Raw genomic sequence first — 26115 nt, 5'->3', positions numbered from 1 at the left:
AAAGGCAGGCGACCGTGACGGGGACCGACTGAGCCGTGCCTGTTCTGCAGGCACGGCTTTCTTTTGAACATCACCTTACAGAGCAAACACATGAAACCGCGTACTGCAACCCTGCTGGCTTCTGCACTGGCCGCGCTGGCGCTCACCGCCTGCTCGGGCCGTGTGCTGGATTACCGGAACATGACCGTCTCGGGCGGAAAGATCTATGCCCGGAACAGCGATACGCCGTTCTCGGGGAAGGTCACCAATGTTCCGTTTGAGACAGCCATTGGCAATACAGGGCCGCTTGCTTTCATTTACCGAATTGCCGATACCACCGGCATTGCTTACAACCCGCTGTGTGACATCTCCGTGAGTGACGGTCGTCTCGACGGCGACGTTGTTTGCCGTGATACGCGAAGCGCTGATAAAACTTACGAACTCTCTTTCAAGAAAGGGCGTTTTTACGGTGACGTAAAGATCTATACCTCTTTGAGCAATGGCAAGCCAGTTGTGACAGCCACTATTGGCGAGAAAGGTATCGATGGTACGGTGAAAACCTACCGCCCGAAGGATCATGCCTTGACCTACAAAGGAGGGTTTTCGGATGGTGTGAATACCGCTGGCGAGAAATACTATCCGGATAGCGGTAAAGTCCAGCAAACCTTCTTGCTCGATGGCAATGCTCAGCCTAAAGGAACGGTAGTGACTTATGCTGAAGATGGCAAGAAGATCAAGTACAGCCTCTTTGGTTATGAAGGCTCCCATGGCGACTTGCCTCTTAACTATAACCTCTACCCGGAGACCGGGAAAATCCAGTCATGCTATCTCGGCATTGATTCACCAACCAATGATTGGAGATTTTCGTGGGATGAAAACGGCGTGATCACGCAAACACCTGATCGACTGGATACTTCCACCTATGGAATCTTCAATACGACCTTCCAACCCTGCAAGGCACATATTCCGACAGGGACACCGAATGCTGATAAGGTGCTGGCTTCGCTGGACGGTCTTCTGACTAAATCCGCCAGTACTACGGTAACGCCGACCCCGGTAAGCGCTGCCGAAGTAGTCGTGGGAGCCATCAAAGGAGAAGATCGTACTGACTGGCCAACGGAGAGCAATCCCTGCACTCATTCTTGGGAAGACGCTTTTCGCAAGGAGAACGGTAACACCGCAATGATCAATTTCGAGATGGAATGGGAGTGGGTGGACAACTGCCGCGCGGGTAAGCTGCCTCATTGAGACTCGTCCGTACCGGATAACAAGCGCCGACTCGATTGCAAGCCTCTTCTGAGGCTTGCCCTTCTTGCCGCGCGCTCCTTTTTTTCGCGGTCACAACTTGATGAGAGCGCTAAAGCGCCGACTTCCGAAACCGGATCACCGCCGCCTAAGAGCCGCTAACCAAACCCAGCGAAGCGGTCCTGGCTATGCCAAGCACCATGACTAGACCGATGATCACTGAAAACAGAACCGCCACATGCAGCAGGCCGGCCATATAGTCGCGGTTTCGCAGCAAGGCCGCAGGAAGCAGTTGCGATTGACCGGCGCGATCCTTCGTCGCCCGCAAGGCCATAAAAAAGCCAAGACCCAGGGCGACACCGGCGGCAATGGCGGTAAAGGCCCACCGCAGCCAGCCGAAGACCTGCCCCTCGATCAGCGGTAGCACGACGAGGATGATTGCCGTGCCAAAGACCAAGGTGCCGAGCTTGTCGACTTTCTCGCCGGGGTTCGCTTCAATCTCGGGGATCAGCGACAGGCTTGCAATCACAGCTGCCCCGATGGGCAGGTTGATCAGGAATATGCTCCGCCAGCCGTAGCCACGGCGCTGAACTTCAGCCATGTCGCACCCGCGTGTCGCGCGCATGGCGGTCGCTGCGGAGGCTCATGTTCTGGACGACGTGGCCTCCCTGAATCCGATGATGCGCGACCGCATGCGGTTCTTCCGAGGGCGACCTTCGGTATGGGACCTGTCGGCCGAGGTGATCGTGGCATATCCGTGGCCGACGGGCCTGCTGGAGGACACGGGTATCCGATAAGCCGACGCCCCCCCATCCATCCGTCGCCTGGAGGAAAGGGTTGACAACCGATGGCTCCAGAGCAGCCGGTCCGAGCGAGAGCTGGGTCGGCCGGACTTCACGACTTCATCGCAGTCTCGAAAGCCGCGCGGCAGTGACGGCGCTGAAATGTCGTGGGATTCCGCATCCATGCCAGCGCCGCGCACCAGGCCTGCATTAACGCATCGCGCGAACGGTCCCAGCTTGCTGGCGAATGACTGACGGCCAGGTGCCGATACTTCTCGCCCTTGAGCGTGTACGCGTATTGACGGGGCAGATCGTCTGTCTCCCACCGGTCCACATCCGCATGGGGCATTTCGTTGAGCGCCGACAGGGGGAGCTGCGGTGCCGGCCCCTTGTCGAGAGGGCTGGCAGCCAGCTCCACAGCATTGTCGGCATGCCGCCATTGCCTTGCGTACCTTGCAGATCCAGCCACGCCTGCAGGCGGAAGCGTTCGGCGCCTTCGGTCTGGATATGCAGGATCCCACCATCCAGCAGCACCTGCTTGTCCACGGCCAACCCTCTGTTCTCGTCAGCGATTTCAGCAGCCTCATACAGGTTATCGAGCACGGCTGAGAAAGCCTCTGCAAACCAGACGGGCACGTCGGCGAGAAACTGACCACATGCCTGGAGATCTTCGTTCTTCATGGAAAAGCCGGTTACGTTCTTGCCAAACATCGCAGTCATCCCGGTGGACTGCGCGCCATACTGCTTGCGGATCGATTGCAGCGACGGGAATCCGGTCGGGGAGCGGTAGCGCGCCGGTTCCGCATTCGCTCCGCTGGATCCATAGTGCAGCGCCGCACGCCGCAACGCGCGCCCAACATTGCCCAACAGCGGCAATTCCGCGTCGCCCGACTTCCTGACAAACGCCACGACCCAGACCTGGCCGGCATCTGCAGCCAGATAGCCCCAACGGCGGCCGCGATTGAGGGAGGCTATCCAGGACCGAATGTCACCGACGGACGCCGACAAGCTGCTTTCGCTGGCCACCTGCGCGCGCACCAGCCAGAAGGTATCGTCTCCAACCGATTCGAGCAGCACCTTGGTACCGTCAACGTGCCGGGGTGCCAGAGCGGCTGTGGCAGAAACGCCCCCAGACAACGCCAGCGTATTGGCGTCATCGTCCCACACGAAGCCCTGGGCCGTCAGCGCAGGATTACCCCGGACTGCGCACGGCACCGACACTGCCAGCACATCGGCCAGATCAGCCCCGCCTGGCAGCGCATGCCATGCGTCCGGCTGGCGAGGTGCGAGCCATTCCAGACGGTGTGCCACCTCGAAGGTCCTTTTCCTCCGCTTGCCTGTCGAAGTGGCAGTCTCCGCCGGAATACAACATGCCAACCGTGTCGATGCAGGCAGATCCACACTCACGGCGACGGCATGCCATGCGGCCAGATACCTGCGGCGTTCAAGATGGATCGTCAAGGGATCCTGCCCAACACGCCTTACCGACGCAGGCAGGCGCAGCGGCGTCGGCTCAGTACCGTCGGCTGCCTGCCGTGCCAGATCGGGAAAGAACACGGCATCGGGACTCTCGCCAGGTGCAGGCAGCGCGGGCGCAGGGTCCTCGCCGCCGCCGCCCGGCATGGATGCGTCCATTTCATCCGACTCGTCACTGCGTTTGGCCAGATCCAGCCGCCTTTCGCTCTCCTTCTTGCGTCGCATGACGCGCTCCGCCTGGTAGCGATCAAGCGTCCCATCCAGGAAGGGAAAAATCACTTCAAGGCGAGGCAAGCCCTGATTGGCCCCGGCGTTGTATCTGCTGATCCGCTGGCTAATCAGGCTCCCGAACCTGTCCACCCGACCGATATGCTGCACCGTACATCGCAAGGGTCGCGCCGAGTGGCGCGGCCCGCTTCTTTCACTAGATTCTTTTCTTGTTCCTTATGTCGATCGGTATTCAGAAGTTCACTGCCGACGAACTTGACTCCGAGAAGCTGGACTGGCTGATCTTGGGGAACCACTCGTTCCAGGTCGTCGCCGTTGGTGATATCAGCGCTTGGATACGTGTGGCGGCGGACTGCAAATCGAAACCATTGAGCCGAACGAACCGTCTACGCTTGTAGGAGGGCAAATTCCGCTTGGGTACCGACTCACCCCCCGGTGGCCGCTTCGACCGGTTTGCTGCGGTGCAGGGCATGCCAACCCGCCTGGTCGTCAAGAAAGGCTGCAGCGGCCTCTAGAGTCGGCTCAGGGCCAGGGTTCTGTTCAGCCTGTTCCAGCGCGACCACCACCCGTTGGCCACGCTGGAATTCCTGCTCCAAGCCTAGAGTGTCCAGCACCTTGCGGCAGGCACCCCAGGCGGCCAAGCCCAGCACCAAGAAAATCACCGCGAAATGATGCGCCATGGGGCTGAGGGGGTGCTCCCAGAACGCCCGCAGCGTGACATCGACCACCAGCATCACCACCATCCCGGCGAACAAGCGCAGACCCCAGCGCGACGACCGAGCCAATAGCTGGATGGCGCGCTCGCGCCGTGCCAGCAAATTCTTGCGGTGGTAGACCAATTGATGGTTCACAAAACAGCGGCGAGCTGCCGCACACGATGCGGCCGGCGTTGCACCTGGCGGCGGTGCGCCCACCGGCTGGGCCTGGGCCAGCGCCCGCAGGGCCAGACGAACCCAGGCCGACTCGGTGGATTCGGTGAACGGCAGGTCGTCGGCCACCTCGTCATGCTTGCCCAGCAGGGCCCGCACATAGGCCACCCGCAAACACTCGGCCAACAGGCGCAAGTCCTGGTGTCGAGACTCCCATTTCTCTGCCTTGGCCTGGGCATATCGGCACCAAGCCCAAGCCAGTGCGACCAGGTAAAGCGAGAGCGAGACGATGCCAAACCAGTGCTCCCAGACCGGGTTGGCGCAACCCATAAAGGCAAACGCGTCGTCGGCCTGGCAGCCATCGGCCAACTCTGTAAACGCCGCTAGGCTCAGTGCCGCCAGCAAACCCAGCACGATCAATGTTGGCCGGACCACAAAAGCCAGCAAGCGCAGCGGATTCGGCGCCGGTGGCTTGCTGTCGGGGCCGGCCAGCTCATTCGTAGTCGCCAGCACCAGCTTCTGCCAGCGGGTTTGGTAAAAACCAGCCAGCCCATCCGCCACTGTGCCAATCGCGTGAATCCGGTCCAACCCCGCCGGTTCGGGTAGCTCGGTGCGTTCCGGTATCAGGGGCCAGCCCTGCTCTGTCGAGGTCTCGGCCAAGTGGGCATTGAAATGCTCCAAGGCCGCCAGTTGCCGAGCCAGCACCTGTACGGCATCGGGCTCTTCCGCCTCGCCCGCAGCCCCAGGCAGCAGGTTCCACAGCACGCGCCGGGTGTAAGCCCCCGCGCTTTCCGACACCGATGAGGCCAGCGCCGCCAACAAGCCTTCAGGCGCCAGCAGTTCCTGCGGCGTCAGCACCAGGGTCGGGGCATTGGGCTCGATGGCTGCTGCCGCCGCCGCGCCCGGCGTCGCCACGCGCCACCAGCAGGATTGCCCCTCAAAAGCGGGCTCATCTTCCCGCACCACGACAATGGGCGTGTGTGGCAGATGCTGGCGCAAGGCCTGCAGCGCAGCCTCAAGGTCTGGCAACGGAATGACATCGGCCTGCAGGCCCACCCAAACCGGGATGAACAACAGCTCGTAGGTTTCCGCAAAAATCGACCGGCCCACGATGCTCAGGTCATCAGGGCCATGCCAAACGCACCAGTCCCCCACTTGGCCTTGCAACACGCCCCGGCCCTGCGACAAGGTCAGCGCCAACGGGGCCCGCAGCTGAACGGCCTCGACTGTCTTGACCCGCTTCTGGTAGCGGCCTGGCGTGTCCTGAGTGGCGGGGCTCAGGCAGACGTAGCGCTGGTCGAGCTCGGCGGCCGGCACCGGCCAACGTTCGCCCGCGGTGCCGGTCAGGATGGCATCGCCGGCCTGGCAGGCCACCGGCCCTTCGAGGGTGTCCACGGTCTGGTCGCGGCGGGCGATTTCGACCTGCACCTCCACCGGCTTGGACCGATAAGGCAGCTTGAGGGCCTCGATGGCCGCCAGATCTGGATTCAGGGCCGAGCCCTGTGCGCGCATCTGCGAGGCGCTCATGCCACGCTCCGGGCAGGCTGGTTCTGGTTGACCCAGAAGGCCAGATTGGTCAACAAGGTCACACTGAGCAAGGCGCGTCCCTCGTTTTCCAACTGCGTCACCAGCTTCTCAAAGCGCTCGCGGTAGTAAAGCGACTCTTCGAGGCTCAGGCGTGCCCGCGCATAACGCAGTGGCACTTCGATGATGTCGCCCTCGCGGTCCATGGGGTAGCAAGCCAAGATTTCACTGGCTGACATCTGAACATCCACCGCGTAAAAGAGCTCGGGCTTACCACCGCGCAGCAACTCGCGGCTCAGGCCCATGAAGCAGCGGTTGGTGATCTGCCGGCCATTGACGCCCAGCTCTTCGTGCAATTCACGCAGGACATTCACCTCGTTAAGGGTGGCCTGTTCGTGCCGCCCCAAGCTCTGCCGAAGATCATTGGCGTTCAACACCCCTGAATACCCGGGACACAGCTGATTCGGATTGGTGAACACTTGCGGCCCACGCTTTTGGATGATCATCTTGCCGTCGTTGGAAAACACCAGGCCGCTGATGCCAGTGTGGTTGGCTAGGTCGCTTTGGGCCAGTGGCTCCAGCCGGCCATGGGGGTGCACCTCGTCACGCAAACGGCCATCCATAGGGTCGGGGAAATCCATTGCCATATTGGTTTTGACGTAGTCAAAATACTCGGCCTGCTGAAACTGCAGCAGCACTCGCCCACCCGCTTCGATGCTCACGCTCCGCAGCCGTGCGGTCTCGGTGCTGTAGAACTTCTTGCCGCGGCTCTTGGCATCCTTGGCGTACAAATCGAAAGCAGCGCTCGAACCCAGTTGGAGGGCAAATGGCTTGTCGTCCAGACTCACCTCGATCCGCTGTTCATCCACGCCGTTTGCGGCATTGAGTACCTCGACTGCGGGCACCCGCCACGGCGGGCCATTCGAGTGCTCTACCGTCAGAATGTCAGGTTGCTGCCCATAACGCGCCAACATGTCGCCCTGGGTGTCGAGCAGTTGGCTCAAGCCTGCCGGCACACGGCCCGCCAGACCAATGCGGCATTTTTCAGCAGCCAGAATCACCTCGCCCAACACCTTGTCGAAGTCTTCGCGGCGGGTGCTGTGCAGGGTCAATGCATTGAACACCGGCAAGGCCCGGATCGACTCCGGCAAATCCTGCGCTGCCGGCAAATCAGCGCGACTAATCAGCAGCGGCAACACGGTGAGCTTGAGTTCCAATGCGGTTTGGATCTCCCACAACACCTGGTCTTCAGCCGGTACCCGTTTGGCAAACGCGTCCAGCCATTGGGGGCCCACCACCACCACCAGCAAGGCTGCGGCCTCCAGCTCGGCACGCAAACGGCCCTTCCAGTCGGCCGCGGCGGCAATGTCTTCAACATCCAGAAACACCTCGGCCGGCCCCAGCCGAGAGGCCAAACCATCGCGCAAATGCGCTGCAAAATGCTCGCTGTCTTCGCGGCGGTAGGAAATAAAAACAGAACTCATTCGACGACTTCCCCCCGTGTCTCGATGCGCTTCCCCAACACGCCAGATCAAGCCAAGCCCTGATTGGCAAGGACGATTCCGGCGTTGCACTTGTTATTTGAGTCTGCCGCGTTTCAGCGTGATCACGGACGCTTTGGGCATACGCAAGTGAAGGCGGTCATGGTATCTCAGGCGGCCGCGATGACGTTGAAGGCAGTCATCCGTGACGTTTCCCTCCCCCATGCCGCCGGGCTTGATTCTGGTCGCCCGAAAAAACTCTTCCGGTTTTGACTCGCCCCAACGAATAAGAGATTACGGCCCTGTAATGGCGTGATGATGCGTCACCCGACGATCCGGCAGGAAGCCGCTCAACCTGGAGAAACCGATGAGCCGTTACGCCCAATTGCACCGCGAAATCAGTACCAACCGAACTGATTAAATCGCCTTTTCGATATCTGCGCCACACCCCCTCTATTGCGTGGAATACCCCTCCAAAGACGGGTGCTCGCAATCGTTTAATTGCCGTATCAATCACAAGCCTCCATGCGCAACACGGGGCCGATCTACGATGAAAAAGAAGACGAACAACATGCGTTTCACATGCTTGGCATTCTGTGCCACCCTTGCCGCTTGCGGTGGAGGCAATGACAATTCCGGCAACGCCACCGCCCCCAACAACCCAAGCACGCCGCAAGCCGCGCAGGGCGTGTTTGTGGATGCGCCCGTTGGCGGGCTGCATTATGTTTCGGGCAGTCTGAGCGGCACGACGGATGCCGCCGGCCACTTCAACTACGTGCCCGGCCTGGCCGTCACCTTCTTGGTGGGCGGCGTCACCATTGGCTCGGCCACCGGGCAAGCCGTGGTGACACCGCTGGCACTTGTACCCAACGCCGCCGATGTGACCAATGACACCGTGACCAACATCGGCGCGTTCCTGCAATCGCTCGACTCGGGCGGCAACCCGGCCAGCAGCATCCAGATCTCGGCGGCGTCCGTTGCCGCGCTGGCCAATACGCAGTTGAACTTCGCGCAGACGCCCGCCGCATTTTCTGCGGACCCGGCCGTCACCGCCGCCATTCAGGCCGCCTCGCCGCAGAAGACGCTGGTGTCGCCCGCAGTGGCGCAAACGCATATGCAAAACCAAAACATGTGCCTGTTTGCCGGCCAGTGGCAGTTCAACCATGCCGACCGCTCGGACGACACCTTCGTGGCGACCATCAGCGAGGTAAACAGCAACTTTGGCTCCACCATCACGCACAGCGATGGCACCCGGGCGTATCTGAGTGGTTCGGTACTCTATGTTCCGGCAGTGCAGAAATGGGTGTTCACGGCGTCGGTGTCGCAGCAAGTCTTGAATTCGACGATCGGGACAATCGACTTCCTTTCCGGTTCATTCAACAGCCCGGATTGGGGTAGCGCAGTCGGGACGTACTCCAAAAACGATCCCACATCGACATTGGGGACCGGCGCCTGGACGGCCACGCGTCTGAGCCCCGCTCCAGCCTGCGCTGCCGGGGCCACCATGCCGGCCGTCCCGCAAGGCGCGGTGGGCTACTCGGACTATCACTACAACGCACCGGGCATGACGCCGAGTATCGCCTCGATCGTCGACAAGGGCGTGGGCGCTGCCGGAACACTGAACCTTGGCTCGCAGGCCATCACGGTGACGCCGCAGCCGGATGGCGGCTTCCTGTGGGGCAGCCCGGTCCAGTACGGCATGAACTACGCAAGCCTGGCGAGCGACCCGAACCTGCCGGCCGGTTCGATGGTTTGCATGGCCGCCAACCCGGGCGACGGCATCGACGGGCTCAAGTCGACCGACGTGGTGATCGCGCAGACCGCAACCAAGGTGACCTCGGCCACCGATCTGGCGGGCGTCACCTTCTCGCAATACTGGGAAGACTGCCGCCGTGATGGCGTATCGGCCACAACGCCCCTGACGGTGCATTCAAGCATTGCGGTGGATGCCTCCGGCAACGCCACCATCAGCGTTGCCGGCCAAGCGCCCATCACGCTGACGGCGGATAAGGTCTCGGCGCTGCTCTCGGGAGCGCCCGCCTCTGCAGTTGGCTTGCCGGGCAACCCGTGGTTCCAGGCCTATCGCTTCGTCACGGCAGGCGGTCTGACGAAATTCGTCGTCGTCGAGCATGCCATCAACCCCAGCGATAGCAGCCGGGGCTACGTCGGAGCTTGGGTGCAATAAGTCAATACCCGCCAAGGCGGCACCGCGCCGCCTTGGCGCTGCATCCGCGATACACGACATCCCTTTTTCTCACTCCCCAAAACAATAGAGGCAATGACATGCGTGCTCTGATGAAGTTGATGTGGATTCTGTCCGGACTTTGGGCATTTTTTGTCGGCATTGTCGGCGTGTTGGCGCTGATCACGGGCAAATACACCATGGTCGGATTGATTGTCTTGCTCGTTGCAGCCGCGCCGATCATTGTGATGTTTCGCTGGAGCAAGAGCCAAAAATCGTCGGCAGAGAAACGACTGCGCGAAATGATCGGGCTGGCCGATGGTGCGGGTTATCTGTTCGCCTCGGGTGTGGAATCGGCGTCGGGTATCGCGCTCAACCCGGCGACGCGCCAGATTGCACTGATCGAAGGGCCGCGGCGCAAGGCGTATAGCTTCGATGACATCCGCGAGTGGGAGACGACTCACGAGACGGCCGGGGCCGTCGTCGGGGGCGGATTCCAAGGTGCCGTTGCCAACATCAGCGCAGGTGCAGCGGCAGCTCAGCGCAGCGGCATGTTCATCGTTGTGCGCGACATCGATTATCCGAAGTGGCGCATCGTCATGCCGCCGAAGGAACACGCCCGCTGGATGGAAATCATGCGCCAGGTCGTGAACCGCCAATAAAGGATGACGCCCGCCACGGCGTCGTTGCCTGAGATGTTCCGGAAGCCCTGATCAATGCGGGGTTTCGCCAGATTTGGATAGCGCGAAACACCGTGCTATCCACCTTAATGGATGCCAAGACACCCATGAAAACAGAGGCGTATGTAGAAAGAGGGAAGTGGGTCACAGATCATATTGGCCCGATCAACGCGGTGATGACGATTTTCACCGCCGTCCTCATCCCTGCCCTGGATTTCCTGCGCCCCTACTTTCCCTATATCGGCTATGTGGCCGTGCTGGCAGTGCTTGTGTTTTTCGCGCTGCTGATCATGAAGCTGGTGGGCGTTCCGAGGGGCGCGCAATTGCATTCCAGCATGGTGCTTTGCTCAGGGGTGTGCGCGGCAGCGTTCAGTGTAGGAGCCATTGCCAGTGCCCGCCACGCCGAGCAGGGAGGCCTGGTTGCAGCCAATTTCCCGTGGGCGGCCGAGATCCAGAAGTCATTGGTGGCAATGAATACCACCCTGACCGACATCAAGAACGGAAAGAGTGAGGACCCTCGCGTGGAGCTTAAGAATATCGGTGTGGAGTGGAACTTCTCCAAATTTTGGGAAGCCTCCAAGACTGGAGACTTGCGCGTGGTGGAGCTATTCCTCCAGGGAGAGATGCCTGTCACCCGGAAAAATTCCACCGATATAGCCAGCTTGCCTTTCGCCGTAGTGCGGGAAAATTTCCCCAAAGCAAAAGAGCAACTGAAACTGTTCCAGAAACACGGCGTCGATTTGAACGACCCGGTTCTGTCCTCCATCATCTACCGCCCAGCCCTCACCAGCCCGCCCCCTAACCTCTATGCGTTAGCCAAGGATACCGGCAACGAGGCGCTGGCCGCCTACCTTGTTGAGCTTGGCGTAAAGACTGACAGCTACCCGACCTGGAAGAAAGCGCAAGACGATAAGCAAAGGCAGATAGACCGGTATGCGGAAAAGAACACTGAATGCTTTCGCAAGAAGCAGAAAGACAATCTGATTCTCTCCCTAAAAGGCCCAGAGCCGTTTGTGGACTATTGCAGTGATTGATGACAACGCATACCCCCAGCAACATCAGCGCAAGCCAGCTTCCCTGTGATGTCCGTCGCATGATTAAGGCAACCGCCCCACGTGGCGCTACGATGAGTGCCCTGTTTCCCGCCAGCGCTCGCCTCTCGGTGCGCCATCTGTGCATGACGCTTGGTGCGACGGCGCTACTGACCGGTTGCGCCGTCAACCCCAACGGACATGGCGGCATGCAGTTCGGGGTGGATACCACCGAGCTGTTCGGCACGGTGGTGGACACATTCCACCTGCAGGACGGCTCGGACGGCACGCTGCGCAAGGACAGCGGCCGTTATTCACTCAAGCTGGCGCGCTACATGCGCGTGATCCCGCTGCAGAACGCCGTCACCGCCAAGGTGGCGCGCGTGGACAACATCGGCGACCGCACCGTGGTGACCATCGAGACGCAGGAGCGCAACTGCCCCTACAAGTACGTGCTGCTGGCCGTGCAGGGCAGCGACGTGCTGCACTGGGAATTCGGCAATTGCAAAGACCGCCCGCGCGCCAACCTCGACACCAAGAACAACGCGCTGACCTTTGACATGCCTGGCTATGGCCGCCTTGTGCGCTACACCTATGCCGACAGCCGCATGCTGCAATCTGCGGTGCCGGTACCGCCAGGAACCGACCTGAACGCCAAGCCGTTTGCCGATGCTTCATTGCGCGCACCTGAAGGCAGCACCGGCAACGCCCCCACCGGCGACGGCAACCGCTATGTTCCCGGGCTCCCGCAAACCACCGCAGGCGCCAGCGCCCCGACCACAAGCGCGCCGTCCAGCCCGCCAACCACCACGACCAGCACTGTCAGCACCAGCCATCGCAAGCGCGGCAGCACCAATGCCAGCACAACTGGTGGCACGCCTCCCATCGCACGCGGCCCGGCGTCCATGTCCTTCCCCGCCGAGGAAATCAAACCGGTGCGTGTCGACCTGCTCAAATGAATACCCTTTCCGCTTCTCAGCAGGTGACCGGCACCGCCGCCGGCAGCCCCTCCACGCGATCCGTCCTGCTCAGGCAGGGCCTTGTCCTGATCTGCCTGACGCTGCTCTACCTGACCTTCGAGCTGGGGTTCAATGCGCGCCTGCTCGATGTGGTCGGCGGCGATACCAGCATCGACGATGTGCACCGCATCGAGTTCTACGGCCGCACGCTGTCGGGCATTGCAGCAGCGCTGGTGGTGCTTCAACTAATGCTGACGCACCGCGCCAAGAAGGGTGCCGGCAAGCCAAGCTACAAGGTCATCGCGGTGTGCTTTGGAGTGACCGTGCTGGTGGTCTACTTCGCCATCAAGACGCTGGTTGACGGCATCGTCTTCACGCGCGATGCGGAGTTCCGGCGCATTGCCGTCAACTCCGTACTGCTGCAGCGCTCTTTGGTGCAGGGCCGGCTGAAGCTCGATGGGCTGGTGGAAGACGATGCGCTGTTCGCGCGCCCCGAAGGCAAGGCATTCCTCGCGCTGTTCCCCTTTCTGGCGGTATCGGTCGACCGGCTCGACGAGAAGACCCGCACGGTGAAGGAAGCGCTCATCCGCACGGCCGTGCGCCGGTCCGAACCGCCGCAGGCCTACTACAAGGATTACCAGGATGCGATGACGGCGCTGGGCGACAAATGGCGCCAGTACGCCCGCATCCCGACCGCCTCGGACGAAGGATTGCGCAACCAGCAGGATCGCGCCTGGAACGATTACCGCAACCAGCTTGCGCGGCGCGGGTGGCAGCCCTCCACCGTACCGACCCGGGCGCGCGGCGCTGTCGTCAAGCACGTGCGGCGCAGCGTGCCGGTGCCTGCGGACTGGAATCCGGCAGACGAAGCGACGTTCCGCGCGGCGGTTGAACAGCGCTACCGCCAGCAGATGTCGGCCAGCGCGCGCAGCGTCAAGGTGGGCAATGACCATATCCCGCCCGGCCTGTCGTACGAAGCCTTTGTTGCCCGCCCCGGCGTGCAGCAGGAACTGCGCCAGACGCTCAAGCTGCCGCCGCAGATCCGCATCGCGACTTCCTACGGTTCGCCCGCCGAATTCACGCCGGTGTACGACGCCTTCGTCGATGGCAAGGTGCGTCAGGAGCTGTTCAAGTACGAGGCCTCGGCAAGCGACTTCGCGAATGGCGGCAAGTATGCGCAAGCCGGGATCGACGCCACGCGCGCCGCCGTCGTTCCGGCCATCGCGCTCTTCTTCTCGCTGCTGGGTGCCATCGGGCACTTCTCCAAGCTGCTCTACCTGCTGGCCAAGACGCTGTTGCTGCTGCGGGCACCAGCCGACGGCAAGCTCACGCGCGGCGCCGCACTGATCGCCACCGGTGTGCTGCTGGCCACGCTGTGCGGCGTGTGGGTGTCGCTGTCCTATACCGACAACGCCGTCACGCGCAGCCCCCTGTTCACGCAGATGCTGCAATGGGCGCGCGGCATGAACAACGCGAGCGGCGCAGACGGCGCATCCGCAAGCACCAGCCGCAGCGTGCTCACCAACATTGCGCACGTGGTGGCAGTGGGGCAAGGCTACGGCTACCCGATCAACGAATCCATTCGCACCCGCGTCTTGCAAGGGCTTTCCTATGGCTATCACCCTGCGGGCTCCTGATCTCGCGCGCGCATGCGTGGCACTGGGCGCTGCGCTGGCGTGCGCCCTGCCCGCTGCACCGGCGCTGGCCGAGTGCCTGGGGATGAAGATCCACGCCCACCGGGGTTCGGCCGATGCGCCCGAGAACTCCGCCAGCGCGCTGCGCAGCGCCTACGCCGGCGACTGGGATGGCGTGGAGATCGACATGCAGCAACTGGCCGACGGTACGTGGGTGCTGCACCACGACCTGACCACGGGCCGCGCCGTGCTGACCGGCGGCTCGCTGCCGGTGGCCAAGCTGACCACTGCCGATTGGCAGCGCGCCCGCATGACGCTACGCGGCCGCGCCACCAATGAGGCCCCGCCTTTGCTATCCGATGCCGCCGCGATTGCCGCCGCCTATCCGGACAAGACCTTCAATGCCGAGATCAAGGAGGTGGTCGGCAACTGCCAGCCGATACAGGCCCTGGTCGCGCAATTGCACCAGGCCATCCCGCACGGCAACTGGTTCCTGACCTCCGGCCTGCGCACGCCGCTGCGTTGCGCGCGCGGCGCGGACCGCCAGGGCTATCTTGGCTTGATCGTCTTCGACGGGCGCAACGCCGAGGCTGCCGCCTCCAACCGCTGGACACGCCTGGTCGCGCAACACGCAAGCTCGCCGCGCCTGACGCGCGCCTGGATGCTGGACGTGGTGGCCGAACTGGGCAAGCCCGTGGGCGTGCATGTGGATGCCAAGACCATGGATGCCAACCCCATGTTGCTGGAAGACGCCGCCGCCACCGGACTGGCAGTGTTTGCCTACGCCGTGGATGGCGATACCGCACTGGCAGACGCGATCGGCCGTGCACATGCCCGGACGAACCGGCTGCCGAGCGGCGCCATCATCGACGGGCGTGCCGACAGCTTCTGCGCGCTAGTCAGGCAGACAACGCACCTGCGCTAGTGCCGCGCAGGCGCTGCAGAGCGCAATTGTTCCACCGCGCAACCCCACGGAGCCCCCAAAATTTTCTTCCGGTTTCCTCCCCTCGCAACGAATGAAGGGTATCTGCCAACCCCGTGGCGCATCGACCGCGCCACGGTAGCCGGCAAGCATTCGTTCACCCAGGAGAAAATTATGCAAGACCACGTCAGTCACCTGCTCGACTACCTGCGCGCCGAGGGTTATCCGGCCGAACGCGATGAAGACGGCGACATCCGCTTCAAGCGTGAAGGCATGACCTACGCACTGTGCTTTGACGACCACGACCCGGACTTCGCCAAGCTGCTCCTGCCCAGCGTCTGGGACATCGACTCCGAACGCGAGCGGCAACAGGTACTGGCGGCACTCGACGAGGTCAACCGCCGCATGAAGCTGGTCAAGGCGCATACGCTGGGTGGCTCGGTGTGGTTCTCCGTCGAGTTGCTGTTCGATGACCAGGCCGCGTGGGAGCGCCACTTGTCGCGCGCCGTGCGGGCGATCATGCGCGCAGTCATGATGTTTGCGGACGCCATGCAGGGCGTGCGGGCTGCTGGCGAGGCAAGCCCCACCTTGAACTGAGCAAACGCGCCATGCACCTCCGCCAGCAGCCCTGGCCTGACCGGACACCACGCTGAGAACCTCGGGAATGATTCGCGACGACCTCGAAAACCAAGAGCTGACGCACCTGCTGCGCAAGTTCGGCGAACTCGGCGCAAATAGCCGCGCCGCTGAACGAGCGCAACGGGAGTTCTATCACCGGATCCACAAGACCATCGACCTGTGCGCCCTGCAGGCAGCGAAGTTCAACCAGGAAATCGCCATCGCGGCAGTGCAGGAAACCTGGCTGCAAATCCTGAATGCCGCGCACAAGTACGACCCGGATCGCAGCTCGGTCAAGACCTGGGTGCAGCACATCACGCGGCACTGCACGCTCACTGAACTGCGCAAGCACTACAAGGAAGTGCGTGTTCGCGATGCCCTACGAAACGGCGGCCTCGGTGGCAGCCACACCACTGAGGCCGACGACACCCCGGCCGATGAAGAGCGCCCTAGCAACGTGCTCAACGGCCTGATGTGTCCGGTGCTGCCGCGCGACGACGTCAGCGATGCGGTGTACCAGCAGCAGGTCGTTGCAGCGGCGCAGGCGTGCCTGGAAACGCTGCCGTCCGGCCGCAGCCCGAACTACCGGTTGGCGATGGAGCTTGCGCTCGATGAAGACCTGACCTACGAAGGCATGAAGACAGTGCTGCAGGCCCACATGCCCGAGGGCAAGCTGCTCAACGGCGAGCAGGTGCGGGGCTGGGTGCGCGAGGCGGCCGACCGCATGCGCGCGTGCCTGGGCCGCAAACTGGGTATGCGCAAGGAGAAAACCAAATGAACAGCGAAGACCTGGCGCGCTTTGAAGCGCAATCGTTCCTGTTCGCCTGCGGCAAGCTCGACGCCGCAGAGCAAGCCTGGATGGCCAACATGATTGCCGCGCATCCCGAACTGGCCGAGGCCGCCCATGCGGATCGCGTGCTCGTCGAGCACAGCCGTGCGGCCGTGCATGCCCGCGCCGCGGCACACACCGAACCGCTGGTGCCGTTTGATGCGCTGCCCAGGCTGCAGACTGCCAAGAACCGGCAGCGCACTCCCGCACAGCCCTGGTGGCAGCGCATGATGGATTGGTGGCAACGGCCGGCAGCCGGTGCCTGGGCGTTTGCGTCGATTGTGGCGCTGGCATTGCTGGCCGGCGTGCAGACCCTGCGCCTGGAGCAGTTGAACACCGATGCCAATGCGCCGGTCTTCCGAGGCTCGGACGGCAACTCCGCCACCACCGGCCCACTCATCCAGGCCGTGTTTGCCGATGGCGTGACACTGGGCGAGCTGCGCAAGACGCTGGCAACACTCAAGCTCGAGATCGTTCGCGGCCCCGATGAGCAAGGCATGATCTGGATCGTCATGCGTGAAGGTGATGCGCAGCAGGCGCTCGACAGGCTCAAGGCAACGGGCGTCGTGGTCGACGCGCGCATCACCAGACCCCGGCCATGAGCAGACCGTACACACGCTCGGGCAACGGCATGCGGCTTGCCGCCACGGCCATCGCAACCTGGCTTCTGTGTTCCGGAGCCGCACCCGCGGCTTCCGGCACACCCGCGCCGGTCACCTCCGCATCCACGCGGGCCGAATCGATCGACTACCGCAGCGCGCCCAAGTTTGCGGTGGTGATCGGCAACACGCGCTATCCCGGCCAGTACGCGCTGCGCAACGCCGAGACCGATGCCCGCCTGATTGCCGCACGCCTGAAGCAGGCCGGCTACGCCACCGAACTGCTCGTCAATGCCGATCGCGACACGCTGTACCAGGCGCTCGGCCGCCTGGCAGAGCACATGAAGGCCGGCGGTGCCGCCGCGTTCTACTACGCCGGCCATGGCATGCAGATCCGGGGGCGCAACTATTTGATTCCGGTCGGCGCGCCACTGGATCGCCCCGATGCGCTGTCACAAACGGCCATGCCGGTCGATTACCTGATCGCACGCCTGAAGGACAGCGGTGCGTATCTGTCGCTGGTCATGCTCGACGCCTGCCGCAACGACCCCGATGAGGGCGGCTTCAGCGGTGCCTATCGCGGTGCCGGCGCGCCAGCCGGTTTTGTCGCGCAGAAGCCCGCCAACGGCATGCTGGTGGCTTACGCCACGCAACCCGGCGAGCGCGCACTGGACGGACGCGGTGCCAACGGTCCATTCGCGCAGGCGCTGTCGAACTGGCTCACGCGCCCCGGCATGTCCATCGAAGACGTCATGAAGCGCGTCATGACCGAAGTACGCGCCAGCACGCACGACGAGCAACGGCCGTGGATCGCCACCTCGCTGGTCGGTGACTTCGCACTCGTACCGGCCCCCAACACCCAGGCCAGCCTGATGCTCGCGCGCCCAGGACGCAATGTGGACGGCACACCCGCTCGCGGCGCCGCGCCTGCATCCAGCGACGCAACGCCCCTCAGCACCGCCGATGGCAAGCCCCTGCTGCAATGGTTCCAGACCGCAGGCCAGGACGAGCAGATGATGCTGGCCCAGCAGATCGAGCGTGAAGCCAAGGGCGTCAACCGCGACGACCTGCCCCGCCTGGAACGCCAAGCGCGCGGAGGCAATGTAGTGGCAGCCTCGGTGCTGGGCGTGGCCTACCGCGAGGGCTTTGGCGCGGGGACGCGGGTCACGCGCAGCAGCACCATCGCGCTGCGCTGGTTCCGCCTGGCAGCCGCGCAGGACATGCCCTACGCGCTCAACGCATTGGGCGAAATGTTCTACCTCGGGCATGGCACCACGCGTGACGTGGCGCGTGCGCGCCGCTATTACGAGGCCGCCGCCGCGCAGGGCTACATGCCCGCGCGGCTCAATCTCTTCCAGGTGCAGGCGGAAACCGGGCAAGTCACGCCCGAATCGCTGATGAACATGTTCAGCGCTGCCACCCGCAAGAGCCCGTAACCGCCCAGCCAGCCGTTTCCTCGGTTTCACACCTCGGCCCGGCACACGCCGGTGCAGAGCATATTCCCGTGCGCCCCCGCGCGGCGGCCTGCCTCAAAAAATTGTCTTCCGGTTTCGCATCGTCGCTGCGAATAGAGAGTATCCACAGCACGACCGCGCGATGCGCAACGCCTGTGGAAACACCACTTCACGGCAACATCCAACAGGAAGAACACACCATGCAGCAACGCGGAAAGATCCTGCGCGATACGCGCACCGGCCCTGGCCTGGTCATCGTCAACGGCCGTCAGTATCCGTTCACGCTTGAAGGCATCTGGCGCTCGAATGAAGCGCCTGCCGTGAACATGACGGTCGATGCGCAGTTTGACGAAGGCGGCGCGCTCACCACGCTGCTTGCGGTACCAGACGCCCAGCTCGCACGGGAGAAAGCCGACGAAGCCGTGGCGGCGGTCAAGGCCCGTGGCGGCCAACTGGCGGCGCGGGTGGGCACGGGCACGCTGGTGGGGACCGGCCTGCTGGCGGTGGCCTGGTTTGCGCTGAACACGGTATCGGTGCAACTGACGCCGGGCATGAAGATGGGCATGAGCCTGTGGAAACTGCTGGGCGTGCTCAATGCTTCTGGCGATGCCATGGCGGCGCTCAGCGGCAACGGCGGCAGCGCCGGCATGTACGGCGTGCTGGGCATCGTGGCGCTGGCGGGCCCCGCTGCCTCGTACTTCGTGCGCGACGCGCGCGCGCAGCTGGCCAACTGCCTGCCGCTGCTGTTCCTGCTCGGGATTGGCGTTGCCTTCTACTCGGGCATCAGCAGCAGCCTGTCGCAGGCGCAGGGCGCGGCCATGGCTTTTGGCGGCAGCGGCGCGGCCAACGTCGTCGGTGCCATGACGCGCGAGGTCATGCGTGCGATCTCGATTGGTGCAGGCGGCTATCTCGGCTGCGCGGTGAGCCTGTATTTCGCGGCCACCGGTGTGCTGAAGTTCTTCGCCAAGCGCGGCTGATCCCCCCTTCCCCCGACGTTTTACGCATCCCTGCCAACCGACTCCCGGAATTCACCATGCTGACGATCCGCTCCACCCGCCACATTGCCCGCGCCTGCGCGCTGTTGTTTACACTCTCCGGCGGCCTGACCGTGGCCGCCTGTGGCGGCAAGGCAACCGATGCCACCAAGGCCCAGACCGCCGCCCCGACCACGCCCAATCTGGCCCAGGCCACCTCGCCGCAGGCCGTGCGTGACGCGCAAACAGCCGCTGCGCGCGAAGCGTTGCCGAAGGCTGACAAGGCCACGCCCGACGGCAGCTACATCACGCTCGATAGCGGCAACCAGCTCATGTACGCGTACCTAGCGCTCACTGGCATGCCGCCCGACTATGCGCAAGTCGCCAACAGCGTCTCCAAGGACTACGCCCGCGCGACCGACGAGTTCCGCAAGCACGACCTGCTCGCCGCACTCACACCCAAGATCGATGCCGACATCGCCGCTGCCAAGTCACGCCGCTATTTCAAGATGACGATCCCCAATCCCATCGGGAAATACAGCTTTGCGCAGAAGGGCTTCCCGCTGGACAACTCGCTATGGGAGACCGGCGCCTACCGCTACTTCTTCGACAACGGTGAGTACAAACTCGGCTTCAGCAACGGCGACGCCTTCCGCTACCTGGGCGTCGACAGTGAAGCCACCGCGCGCTCTATCGAGGCTCAGCGTGCCCGTTACGATGCGGTCAAGCTCACGGTGTACGGCTACTACCAGAACGCCGACACCGCGCAAAAGATCGTCACCGCGCAGATCGTCAAGGTCGCCTTGGTCGACAAGCAGGGCAACGTGCTGGCGGCACAGTAACGCTGTGCCTGGGAGAACCGGACCATCCGCCGCGATCTGCAGCCGATGGTGCGGTTCCCCCTCCCCCGCTGAGCAAACACAGTGCCGCTTCTCATGACCACAGCTGGTTCGCCGCTATCGTGAACGCCCTCCGGAAAACACCGCTGCGGTTCTTTCAGGACGCCATCCCCGAGCCCTTCAAGGGCGACAGCAATGCCGACATCGGCGAGGTCTTCATCGCGCTGGTGTATCCGCAGATCCTGATCTGGGATGGCCCCAGCCAATGCGTCGTCGACTGCCGGCAGGACGGTTTTCTTGCAGAGCCCGATTGCCATTCGCTGCTCGCGTTGCTCGAGCAATTCCCCAGCCTCTGCGAGGCCATCCTTACTGTCAGCCCAGGCGTCCGCGCAGCCTACGCTCGTTATCTGCGAAATTGATGTTGGTCGCCGTGCACGGCGCGCCCAATGAAAAAAAACGCTCATGGCACCCGCGGCACCATGAGCGTTTCGGTTACCGCCGAGTGAGGCGGCTCAGGCGATCAGCCCTTCAGGTGACAGACCGCCACCGATTGCGCCGCATCACGCTCGACCACGAGCAGGCTGGACGATAGCGGCAGAACGATCACCCCCGCGCTGGCGGCTTGACCATTCACCACCGACGTTGCAGCCCCGTTGACAGCCACCAGCCCGGTATTCGTGCTGATCTTGTTGTAGTACAGCGTTTCCGCCGTCGGCTGCCCAGTGGTGTCCGCAGTCTGCACGGTCGTACCGTTGAACGTGGCAGTGCCGATCAGCGTGCCGCGATCCATGCATTCCCACGTGCCGTTGGCCTCCGCCCCGGCGAGCACCTGCTGCTTGGCCGCAAACACCGCACCGGTGCGCAGCACGGGTGGCGTGGCCTGGTTGTAGCCGAAGCGGTCGATCTGCAGAACCGGGCCGCGATCGCCAGCCTGGAAGCTCAGCAGGCCGAAATCCGAACCCGCCAGTTGGACATGCGTCAGGCCGTCCGTGGTGTTCTTCACCAGTTTGAGAGCGAACTGACCGGGTGAGTTGCTGCCTGCCACCGCGTCGCACGAGCCCGATGCGTTGATCAGGCCGCTGTCGCACAACGTCATGTCGGTACCGTTGGCTGCGATGCGAAACGTGCCGCCCACAAACGACGGCGAGCCACCATTGCTCGCGTTGCGGGTAGCGCCAATGTAGAAGTAGTCGCCCGCGAGCTTGGTGGTATCGGCCGGCACGGTGTAGCCCGAGCCCGCCACGCCCGACGTATGCGAACCCAGCGTGACGGTGCCGGAAATGGTCTGGGTGCGTGTGTCGAGCTTGAGCGTGAAGCTGCTATTCGCCCCGGTGTACGTGACGATATTGCCGCTGGTCGATTGCGTGAACGTGCCCGAGGTGTCCGTCAGGTTGTACTGGGTGGACAGCACCTTGATCGTGAATGTGCCGTTCTGGTTCAGCAGCAGGCGCCACGTGTCACCGATATCGGCGGTGAGATCGAACGCCTGTGCGGTTGCAGTCGTGCCTGGCACGGCGGTAGCGCCCATCTGCGCGACAAGCGCGGCGGAAGACTGGCTGACCGTGTCCTGCGGCGCCGGCCCGGAAGATGTGCCACTGCCCGCCGTAGATGTGCTGCTGCCATCTCCGCCGCCGCATGCCGCCAGGGCAAGCGCGGCCGACATGGCCAGTGCGCTGGGAAGGGTCAGGAAACGGATCTTCTTATGTGCCAGGGCTGTTTTCATGTGGGTCGGCGACAGATTTAGAGAGTGTGTGGTGGTTGGAAACGACGCCAAAGGAGGGCACTTCCCAAGGAAAAATGGGTCGTAAATACCGTGGCTGTAAAGCAATCATAACGTGACGATTGCGGCATGCCAAGGGTGTCATTCAAAACAGACAAGGACGGTCAGCTCGCGCTGCTCGGTGCAGCCGTACGTGCGCGGCGCAAGGCAGCCCTGCTCTCGCAGGAGGCCCTTGCCGACCGCGCCGAAATCGATCGCTCCCATATGGGCAAGATCGAACGCGGCGAGCGCAATGTGACGCTGCTCAACGTGCTGCGAATTGCACAGGCACTCGACTGCAAACCGTCGGAGTTGCTGGCAGAGGCGGGGTTGTAGCGCGTTATCGAAGTGAAGCCGAACGGCTTCGACAGCATGGAGACCGTCTAGGCGTAAGCGCTCGGTGAACCCGTCTTGCAGGGAGCCTGGAAAGTTGGGAGCATCGTTTCCATCCGAGTGAACTGCTCCCGCATCGCTGAACTCCCGGCGCCACTTAACTGGCAACAACTACGGCGCTCACACAGGGCGATCTGCTTGGGTAGCGCTATGTCCCAGTGCAGTAGAAATATTCCGAACGCATTATGCGGGACTGGGGCACCGTCGATATTGAGGGAGAACTACTCCCTCCAGCGACCATCCACATCGCGCAACAGGTGGCCTGCAAGGATGTAGTCCCCTAGGACGGCAGCCTTGGCTTCTAGTTTCACCAGCTCGCCTGCCGGCAAGGCGTCTAGATCAAACAGACAATACAGATTGCGCTGACGAAACGTTAGCTTGAGGCGTGATAGCCCGACCACCAGCGCAATCAGCGAGTGCACGGCGATGTTTTCCTGGCCGCGAAACTCCACGCGAACCCCGACCTTCTGCCCCATGCGGCCCAGCTCGATGGCGTCTTGCCAGCCAGCTTCGTAGTCCAGTTCGACGACCTCGATTCCACCCGTCGTCAGCAGCAACAGCGCCTCTTCTCTCGTACCAGCACGTGCCGTTGCCATTCCTTCCCCTGCTCAATTCGTGAGCGCCTACGTGTGGCCAGCGGCAGCATCCGTCAGACGATAATTGTCAGTGTGCATGGAAACTAGCGAAGTCGTCATGCGATTGTCGGTCCATCAATCGGGTGATGACGTCTAGCGATAAGCCGGCGCCTTGGTGCCAACATAGCGTTTGTAGGCTGCGATCCAGTTGTGCGCCATCTCCCACTGGGCCTGCGCCAAGGAAATCTTGCGGTGACACACCAACGTGTGCAAACGGTTCTCCAGCTTGTCCTTAGCCTGGCTGCCCCAGTTGCCGATCACGTGCCGAGGCTGCGGCCAGAGATTCTTTGAGCTATCCGGCGAGCCACCAATCTCCAGCGCAACGAGATGGTCCTCTTCATAGTCACGCAGTCGCTTGTCGGCATAGCCGTACTGCCGGATCTGTCGCGCCTTGAGGTCACGCGTGAATCGCTGTGGCGGGCGCACTGTCTTGGTGTAGCCGCGCACGCAGATCGTCTCCCGGATGTTGGCCTGCGTCACGCGCGGATCAACGGCACCAGGAGTCAGTCCGGGACTGGGCCGTGCCCGTTCAATCGGGGCGACGGCGACATAGGCGCCTGCGGCATCCTCTATGCCCCCTTTGTTCCTGCGCGCATGCGCCGGAAGTGAAGCCAAGACCGTCACACACAGCGTGACGAACAACCAGTGATCCCCTTTTTGCACATCTATCCCATTGAACGGCAGTCAATGGACATTGTACTTTCCGGGCTCATGGCTCTCCACAGCAAGAAGAAATGCAGGAGGAATGACCTGGACACCGATGACAACGGAAATGGCCGTCCGTCAGTGGACGAGCGTCATGATCAACTGACGGACGAAGTTGAGCGGAACTACAGGCACTCAGCATGCCGCAGAGGGAAGTGCCGGCCAAATCTGGACGAGTTGATCGTAGAGGTGGGCCGTTCGCTTCTCGATTGCATCTTCACCCCAGTTCCCCGCATGGTCGCCATGGAAATACTGGGTCAGATTGAGTTTGCTGAATTTCAGTAGTTCGGGGCGCTTCGTTGTCCAAGGTGAGTTCGACAACGATGGATTCAAGCTGCCGGTGATAAGGGTTAGATTGCCCAAGGTATTGATCAACCGTTCCCTTCGGTGGATGGCCTTTTGCTCCGAGAGGGGATCAAGTTTCCCCGTCTCAGGATCGATCTTGTCTTGATCAAGAAGCGGCCAATGTGTCTTCCATGTCTGGGGCATCACGTGCTCAATGGTCAAGCCGGAAGGCAGTGGCTGCACTTCACTCTTGGACGTGTGCGCAAACGCGTCGAGCGCCTCCAGAATGGCCCGCACCTTGTACTGCGCCAACCGACCGTACAGTGGTAAGCCTGCGATTGCTGCATGAAAGGATTTGTCATCTGGGTACCGGGTGCTGTCCGCCGCGCTTTTCCCCATGTGCTCAGCAAGCGCATCAGCGGTGAGCGTTCCTTTCTTGTCCAGCACCCGAATCAGATCCACGAAGTAGCGATTGTAGTTCTTACCGGTCAGATTGCAGACCATGCGCCGTATGAGATACGACTCTACGAGCACCAAGATCTTGTCGAATTCACCTGTATTTTCCGGCACCAGCTCACCATGTGCGTACAGCAAAAACGGGAACACCGTGGTTGTATCGACAGCTTCCAACCGTATCAAGAACGTCGCTAGCCGCCTGTGCTTCTCTGGTTCGAAAAAGGTCTTGAAGACCTCCGCATAACGGGAAAGCTGTGCAATGTGCTCCGCCGCAGTTTTCGGTACGACGAGCAGAGAGCCGTCAATTGATTCGGATTGGTCCGCAAAGGCTTTGAAGGCGTTGAACAGATGTGACGACCTGACTTCGTCACGGGTCATCATCGCAAGGTAGTGGTTGATGAAGACATCAACACGGGGACGGGTAATCCGACCCTGCTTCACTTCACTGCGCCACCAAGTGGTCTCGAACTGTTGCCAATAGTCAACGTAGAGTTTTTCGACGTTCTCCCCATCAGACGCCGCACGCCGGAAGAGGAAATTCTTGATGAGATCGGCGGGCAGCAGGTCCTCACCTCTCGCGTTAAGCGTCTCGAAGATGACTTGTGTCTCATCGTTCTTATCCAGATCGATCACGACAACCTGAAGGTAATCCTTGACAACGTGCCAAAGAGAGTCAAATCGGTCATCAATCTTTTTTTCCAACAGCACGTCTGTATTTTCGTCATCATCCAGCCTCCCACTCAGCCAACTTGATAGCTGCGAATGAAAGAACTTGTAACCACCAATGATGTTGTTCGACCCATCATTCAGTTCAGCGCGCAACTTCACAGCTTTATCGATATTGGCGGGTGAGCCAGCCTCATGAACCACGCGGAATGCGACTCGGTTGCTGTTTGTCGGCCAGACCTTGAAGACTTCATCATCATGGTCGATTTTGCTGCGACGGTTCGCGACTAGGTCCGTGAAGCGCTCGATATATTTAGTGCTGCCGTGGCTGGTAGCCAGATCGCGCGCGGCGATCAAAAACAACTGTAGCGTTGTGAATCGTTGCTGACCGTCGATTACCTGGCGGCTTTCGATGGAACCCGTCTGGTTCGCCAGTTGCTCCAGCACGACAGCACCGAGAAAATGAGGATGCACCTTCGCGCCGAGTAGATGCTTGTCGAGGAGGACTTGGATATCTTCCCAAAGCGGATCCCAGTTGGCTTCTTGAGTCCAGACGTAAGGACGCTGGAACAGTGGCACCTGATAAGTTATTGTCTGGTCGAAAATCCGTTCCAGCTTTCGAGTATTGGCTTCCATGATCTGTACGTGACAGCGTTGATTTGCACTGAATCCTAACCCAGGATTGCATCGAAAACTGCCCCACCCCAGAAGCTGTCACTTGGTGCCCATCGGGAACATCCGGGCGGCCGAAGCTATGACAAACTACTGGCGGCAGCTTGCCAGCGAGACCATTGCAGCGGTATCACTTAAAACCCGCCTCCTCGAAAGCCGGGGCGATTCAACGAGGACCCGCATCAAGAGAACGTGATCTGCTCGCCCAGATCGCCGTGTTCCGGTAGTCGGTCTCTTCG

Annotated in this window: 24 protein-coding genes; 16 read left to right on the top strand and 8 right to left on the bottom strand. The window is 62.0% G+C overall.

Annotated features, from left to right (window positions below; translation table 11 throughout):
* Positions 1 to 90 precede the first annotated feature (90 nt).
* Entirely contained in the window at positions 91 to 1227 is a 1137-nt protein-coding gene (locus ACUXH0_RS22040; RefSeq protein WP_182594592.1) for a hypothetical protein, read from the top strand.
* A gap of 145 nt (positions 1228 to 1372) precedes the next feature.
* Here ACUXH0_RS22040 and ACUXH0_RS22035 read toward each other — a convergent pair whose 3' ends face one another.
* Positions 1373 to 1825 (bottom strand): efflux MFS transporter permease, encoded by a 453-nt coding sequence (locus ACUXH0_RS22035; RefSeq protein ID WP_182594593.1) that lies wholly within the window; start codon positions 1823 to 1825, stop codon positions 1373 to 1375.
* Between ACUXH0_RS22035 and ACUXH0_RS22030 the strand changes: the two genes are divergently transcribed.
* Positions 1824 to 2021: a hypothetical protein gene (locus ACUXH0_RS22030; RefSeq protein ID WP_182594594.1), complete on the top strand. Its 198-nt coding sequence runs from the start codon at positions 1824 to 1826 to the stop codon at positions 2019 to 2021. The genes ACUXH0_RS22035 and ACUXH0_RS22030 overlap by 2 nt on opposite strands.
* Positions 2022 to 2216: 195 nt before the next feature.
* Here ACUXH0_RS22030 and ACUXH0_RS22025 read toward each other — a convergent pair whose 3' ends face one another.
* The 3 genes from ACUXH0_RS22025 to ACUXH0_RS22015 all read right to left on the bottom strand — a co-directional run bounded on the left by ACUXH0_RS22025 (position 2217) and on the right by ACUXH0_RS22015 (position 7587).
* Positions 2217 to 3860: a hypothetical protein gene (locus ACUXH0_RS22025; RefSeq protein WP_182594595.1), complete on the bottom strand. Its 1644-nt coding sequence runs from the start codon at positions 3858 to 3860 to the stop codon at positions 2217 to 2219.
* A gap of 275 nt (positions 3861 to 4135) precedes the next feature.
* Positions 4136 to 6106, bottom strand: a complete 1971-nt coding sequence (locus tag ACUXH0_RS22020) for a PGDYG domain-containing protein (RefSeq protein ID WP_182594596.1) — start codon at positions 6104 to 6106, stop codon at positions 4136 to 4138.
* Positions 6103 to 7587, bottom strand: a complete 1485-nt coding sequence (locus tag ACUXH0_RS22015; protein WP_182594597.1) for a toll/interleukin-1 receptor domain-containing protein — start codon at positions 7585 to 7587, stop codon at positions 6103 to 6105. Before ACUXH0_RS22015 ends, ACUXH0_RS22020 begins: the two co-directional genes overlap by 4 nt.
* A 568-nt stretch (positions 7588 to 8155) precedes the next feature.
* Between ACUXH0_RS22015 and ACUXH0_RS22010 the strand changes: the two genes are divergently transcribed.
* The 13 genes from ACUXH0_RS22010 to ACUXH0_RS21950 all read left to right on the top strand — a co-directional run bounded on the left by ACUXH0_RS22010 (position 8156) and on the right by ACUXH0_RS21950 (position 20724).
* Positions 8156 to 9769 (top strand): hypothetical protein, encoded by a 1614-nt coding sequence (locus ACUXH0_RS22010; RefSeq protein WP_182594598.1) that lies wholly within the window; start codon positions 8156 to 8158, stop codon positions 9767 to 9769.
* A gap of 32 nt (positions 9770 to 9801) precedes the next feature.
* Positions 9802 to 10428 carry a DUF4755 domain-containing protein gene (locus ACUXH0_RS22005; RefSeq protein ID WP_182594599.1) on the top strand — a complete coding sequence of 209 codons (627 nt, stop codon included), beginning with the start codon at positions 9802 to 9804 and terminating at the stop codon, positions 10426 to 10428.
* A 125-nt stretch (positions 10429 to 10553) separates the two neighbouring features.
* Positions 10554 to 11480 (top strand): hypothetical protein, encoded by a 927-nt coding sequence (locus ACUXH0_RS22000; protein WP_259393738.1) that lies wholly within the window; start codon positions 10554 to 10556, stop codon positions 11478 to 11480.
* 92 nt (positions 11481 to 11572) lie between these two features.
* Positions 11573 to 12436, top strand: coding sequence for a hypothetical protein (locus tag ACUXH0_RS21995; protein WP_182594600.1), 864 nt, complete (start codon positions 11573 to 11575; stop codon positions 12434 to 12436).
* On the top strand, positions 12433 to 14073 hold the full coding sequence (locus ACUXH0_RS21990; RefSeq protein WP_259393739.1) for a hypothetical protein: 1641 nt from the start codon (positions 12433 to 12435) through the stop codon (positions 14071 to 14073). Before ACUXH0_RS21995 ends, ACUXH0_RS21990 begins: the two co-directional genes overlap by 4 nt.
* Positions 14048 to 14995, top strand: coding sequence for a glycerophosphodiester phosphodiesterase (locus tag ACUXH0_RS21985; protein ID WP_182594601.1), 948 nt, complete (start codon positions 14048 to 14050; stop codon positions 14993 to 14995). The genes ACUXH0_RS21990 and ACUXH0_RS21985 overlap by 26 nt, the downstream gene beginning before the upstream one ends.
* A 171-nt stretch (positions 14996 to 15166) precedes the next feature.
* Complete coding sequence (locus ACUXH0_RS21980; RefSeq protein ID WP_182594602.1) at positions 15167 to 15589, top strand: T3SS (YopN, CesT) and YbjN peptide-binding chaperone 1; 423 nt, start codon at positions 15167 to 15169, stop codon at positions 15587 to 15589.
* Positions 15590 to 15656: 67 nt separating this feature from the next.
* Complete coding sequence (locus ACUXH0_RS21975; RefSeq protein WP_182594603.1) at positions 15657 to 16388, top strand: RNA polymerase sigma factor; 732 nt, start codon at positions 15657 to 15659, stop codon at positions 16386 to 16388.
* Positions 16385 to 17041, top strand: a complete 657-nt coding sequence (locus tag ACUXH0_RS21970) for a type 2 periplasmic-binding domain-containing protein (protein WP_182594604.1) — start codon at positions 16385 to 16387, stop codon at positions 17039 to 17041. The genes ACUXH0_RS21975 and ACUXH0_RS21970 overlap by 4 nt, the downstream gene beginning before the upstream one ends.
* Positions 17038 to 18474 (top strand): caspase family protein, encoded by a 1437-nt coding sequence (locus ACUXH0_RS21965; RefSeq protein WP_182594605.1) that lies wholly within the window; start codon positions 17038 to 17040, stop codon positions 18472 to 18474. Before ACUXH0_RS21970 ends, ACUXH0_RS21965 begins: the two co-directional genes overlap by 4 nt.
* Positions 18475 to 18692: 218 nt before the next feature.
* Positions 18693 to 19469: a hypothetical protein gene (locus ACUXH0_RS21960; RefSeq protein WP_182594606.1), complete on the top strand. Its 777-nt coding sequence runs from the start codon at positions 18693 to 18695 to the stop codon at positions 19467 to 19469.
* A 56-nt stretch (positions 19470 to 19525) separates the two neighbouring features.
* Entirely contained in the window at positions 19526 to 20308 is a 783-nt protein-coding gene (locus ACUXH0_RS21955; RefSeq protein WP_182594607.1) for a hypothetical protein, read from the top strand.
* A 119-nt stretch (positions 20309 to 20427) separates the two neighbouring features.
* A complete protein-coding gene (locus tag ACUXH0_RS21950; protein WP_182594608.1) occupies positions 20428 to 20724 on the top strand; it encodes a hypothetical protein in 297 nt (98 codons plus the stop codon).
* Between the two features lie 101 nt (positions 20725 to 20825).
* On the opposite strand, the gene ACUXH0_RS21945 is transcribed toward ACUXH0_RS21950, so the two are convergent.
* Entirely contained in the window at positions 20826 to 22028 is a 1203-nt protein-coding gene (locus tag ACUXH0_RS21945) for a hypothetical protein (RefSeq protein WP_182594609.1), read from the bottom strand.
* Positions 22029 to 22154: 126 nt separating this feature from the next.
* Between ACUXH0_RS21945 and ACUXH0_RS21940 the strand changes: the two genes are divergently transcribed.
* Positions 22155 to 22400, top strand: coding sequence for a helix-turn-helix domain-containing protein (locus tag ACUXH0_RS21940; protein ID WP_049286011.1), 246 nt, complete (start codon positions 22155 to 22157; stop codon positions 22398 to 22400).
* A gap of 278 nt (positions 22401 to 22678) precedes the next feature.
* Here the strand turns inward: ACUXH0_RS21940 and ACUXH0_RS21935 are convergent, their stop codons facing one another.
* From ACUXH0_RS21935 to ACUXH0_RS21925, 3 genes are all read right to left on the bottom strand, one after another.
* A complete protein-coding gene (locus ACUXH0_RS21935) occupies positions 22679 to 23053 on the bottom strand; it encodes a PHA-granule associated protein 4 (protein ID WP_182594610.1) in 375 nt (124 codons plus the stop codon).
* A gap of 132 nt (positions 23054 to 23185) precedes the next feature.
* The gene (locus ACUXH0_RS21930) at positions 23186 to 23734 is read right to left on the bottom strand and encodes a hypothetical protein (RefSeq protein ID WP_259393740.1); all 549 of its coding nucleotides are present in this window, start codon (positions 23732 to 23734) and stop codon (positions 23186 to 23188) included.
* Positions 23735 to 23932: 198 nt separating this feature from the next.
* Positions 23933 to 25840 carry a DUF262 domain-containing protein gene (locus tag ACUXH0_RS21925; RefSeq protein ID WP_182594611.1) on the bottom strand — a complete coding sequence of 636 codons (1908 nt, stop codon included), beginning with the start codon at positions 25838 to 25840 and terminating at the stop codon, positions 23933 to 23935.
* Positions 25841 to 26115 lie beyond the last annotated feature (275 nt).

This window comes from Ralstonia sp. 110700041-2 (assembly GCF_056280165.1).
Note: the sequence above shows the minus strand (reverse complement) of the source record. Positions and strands in the feature narration are given on the sequence as shown.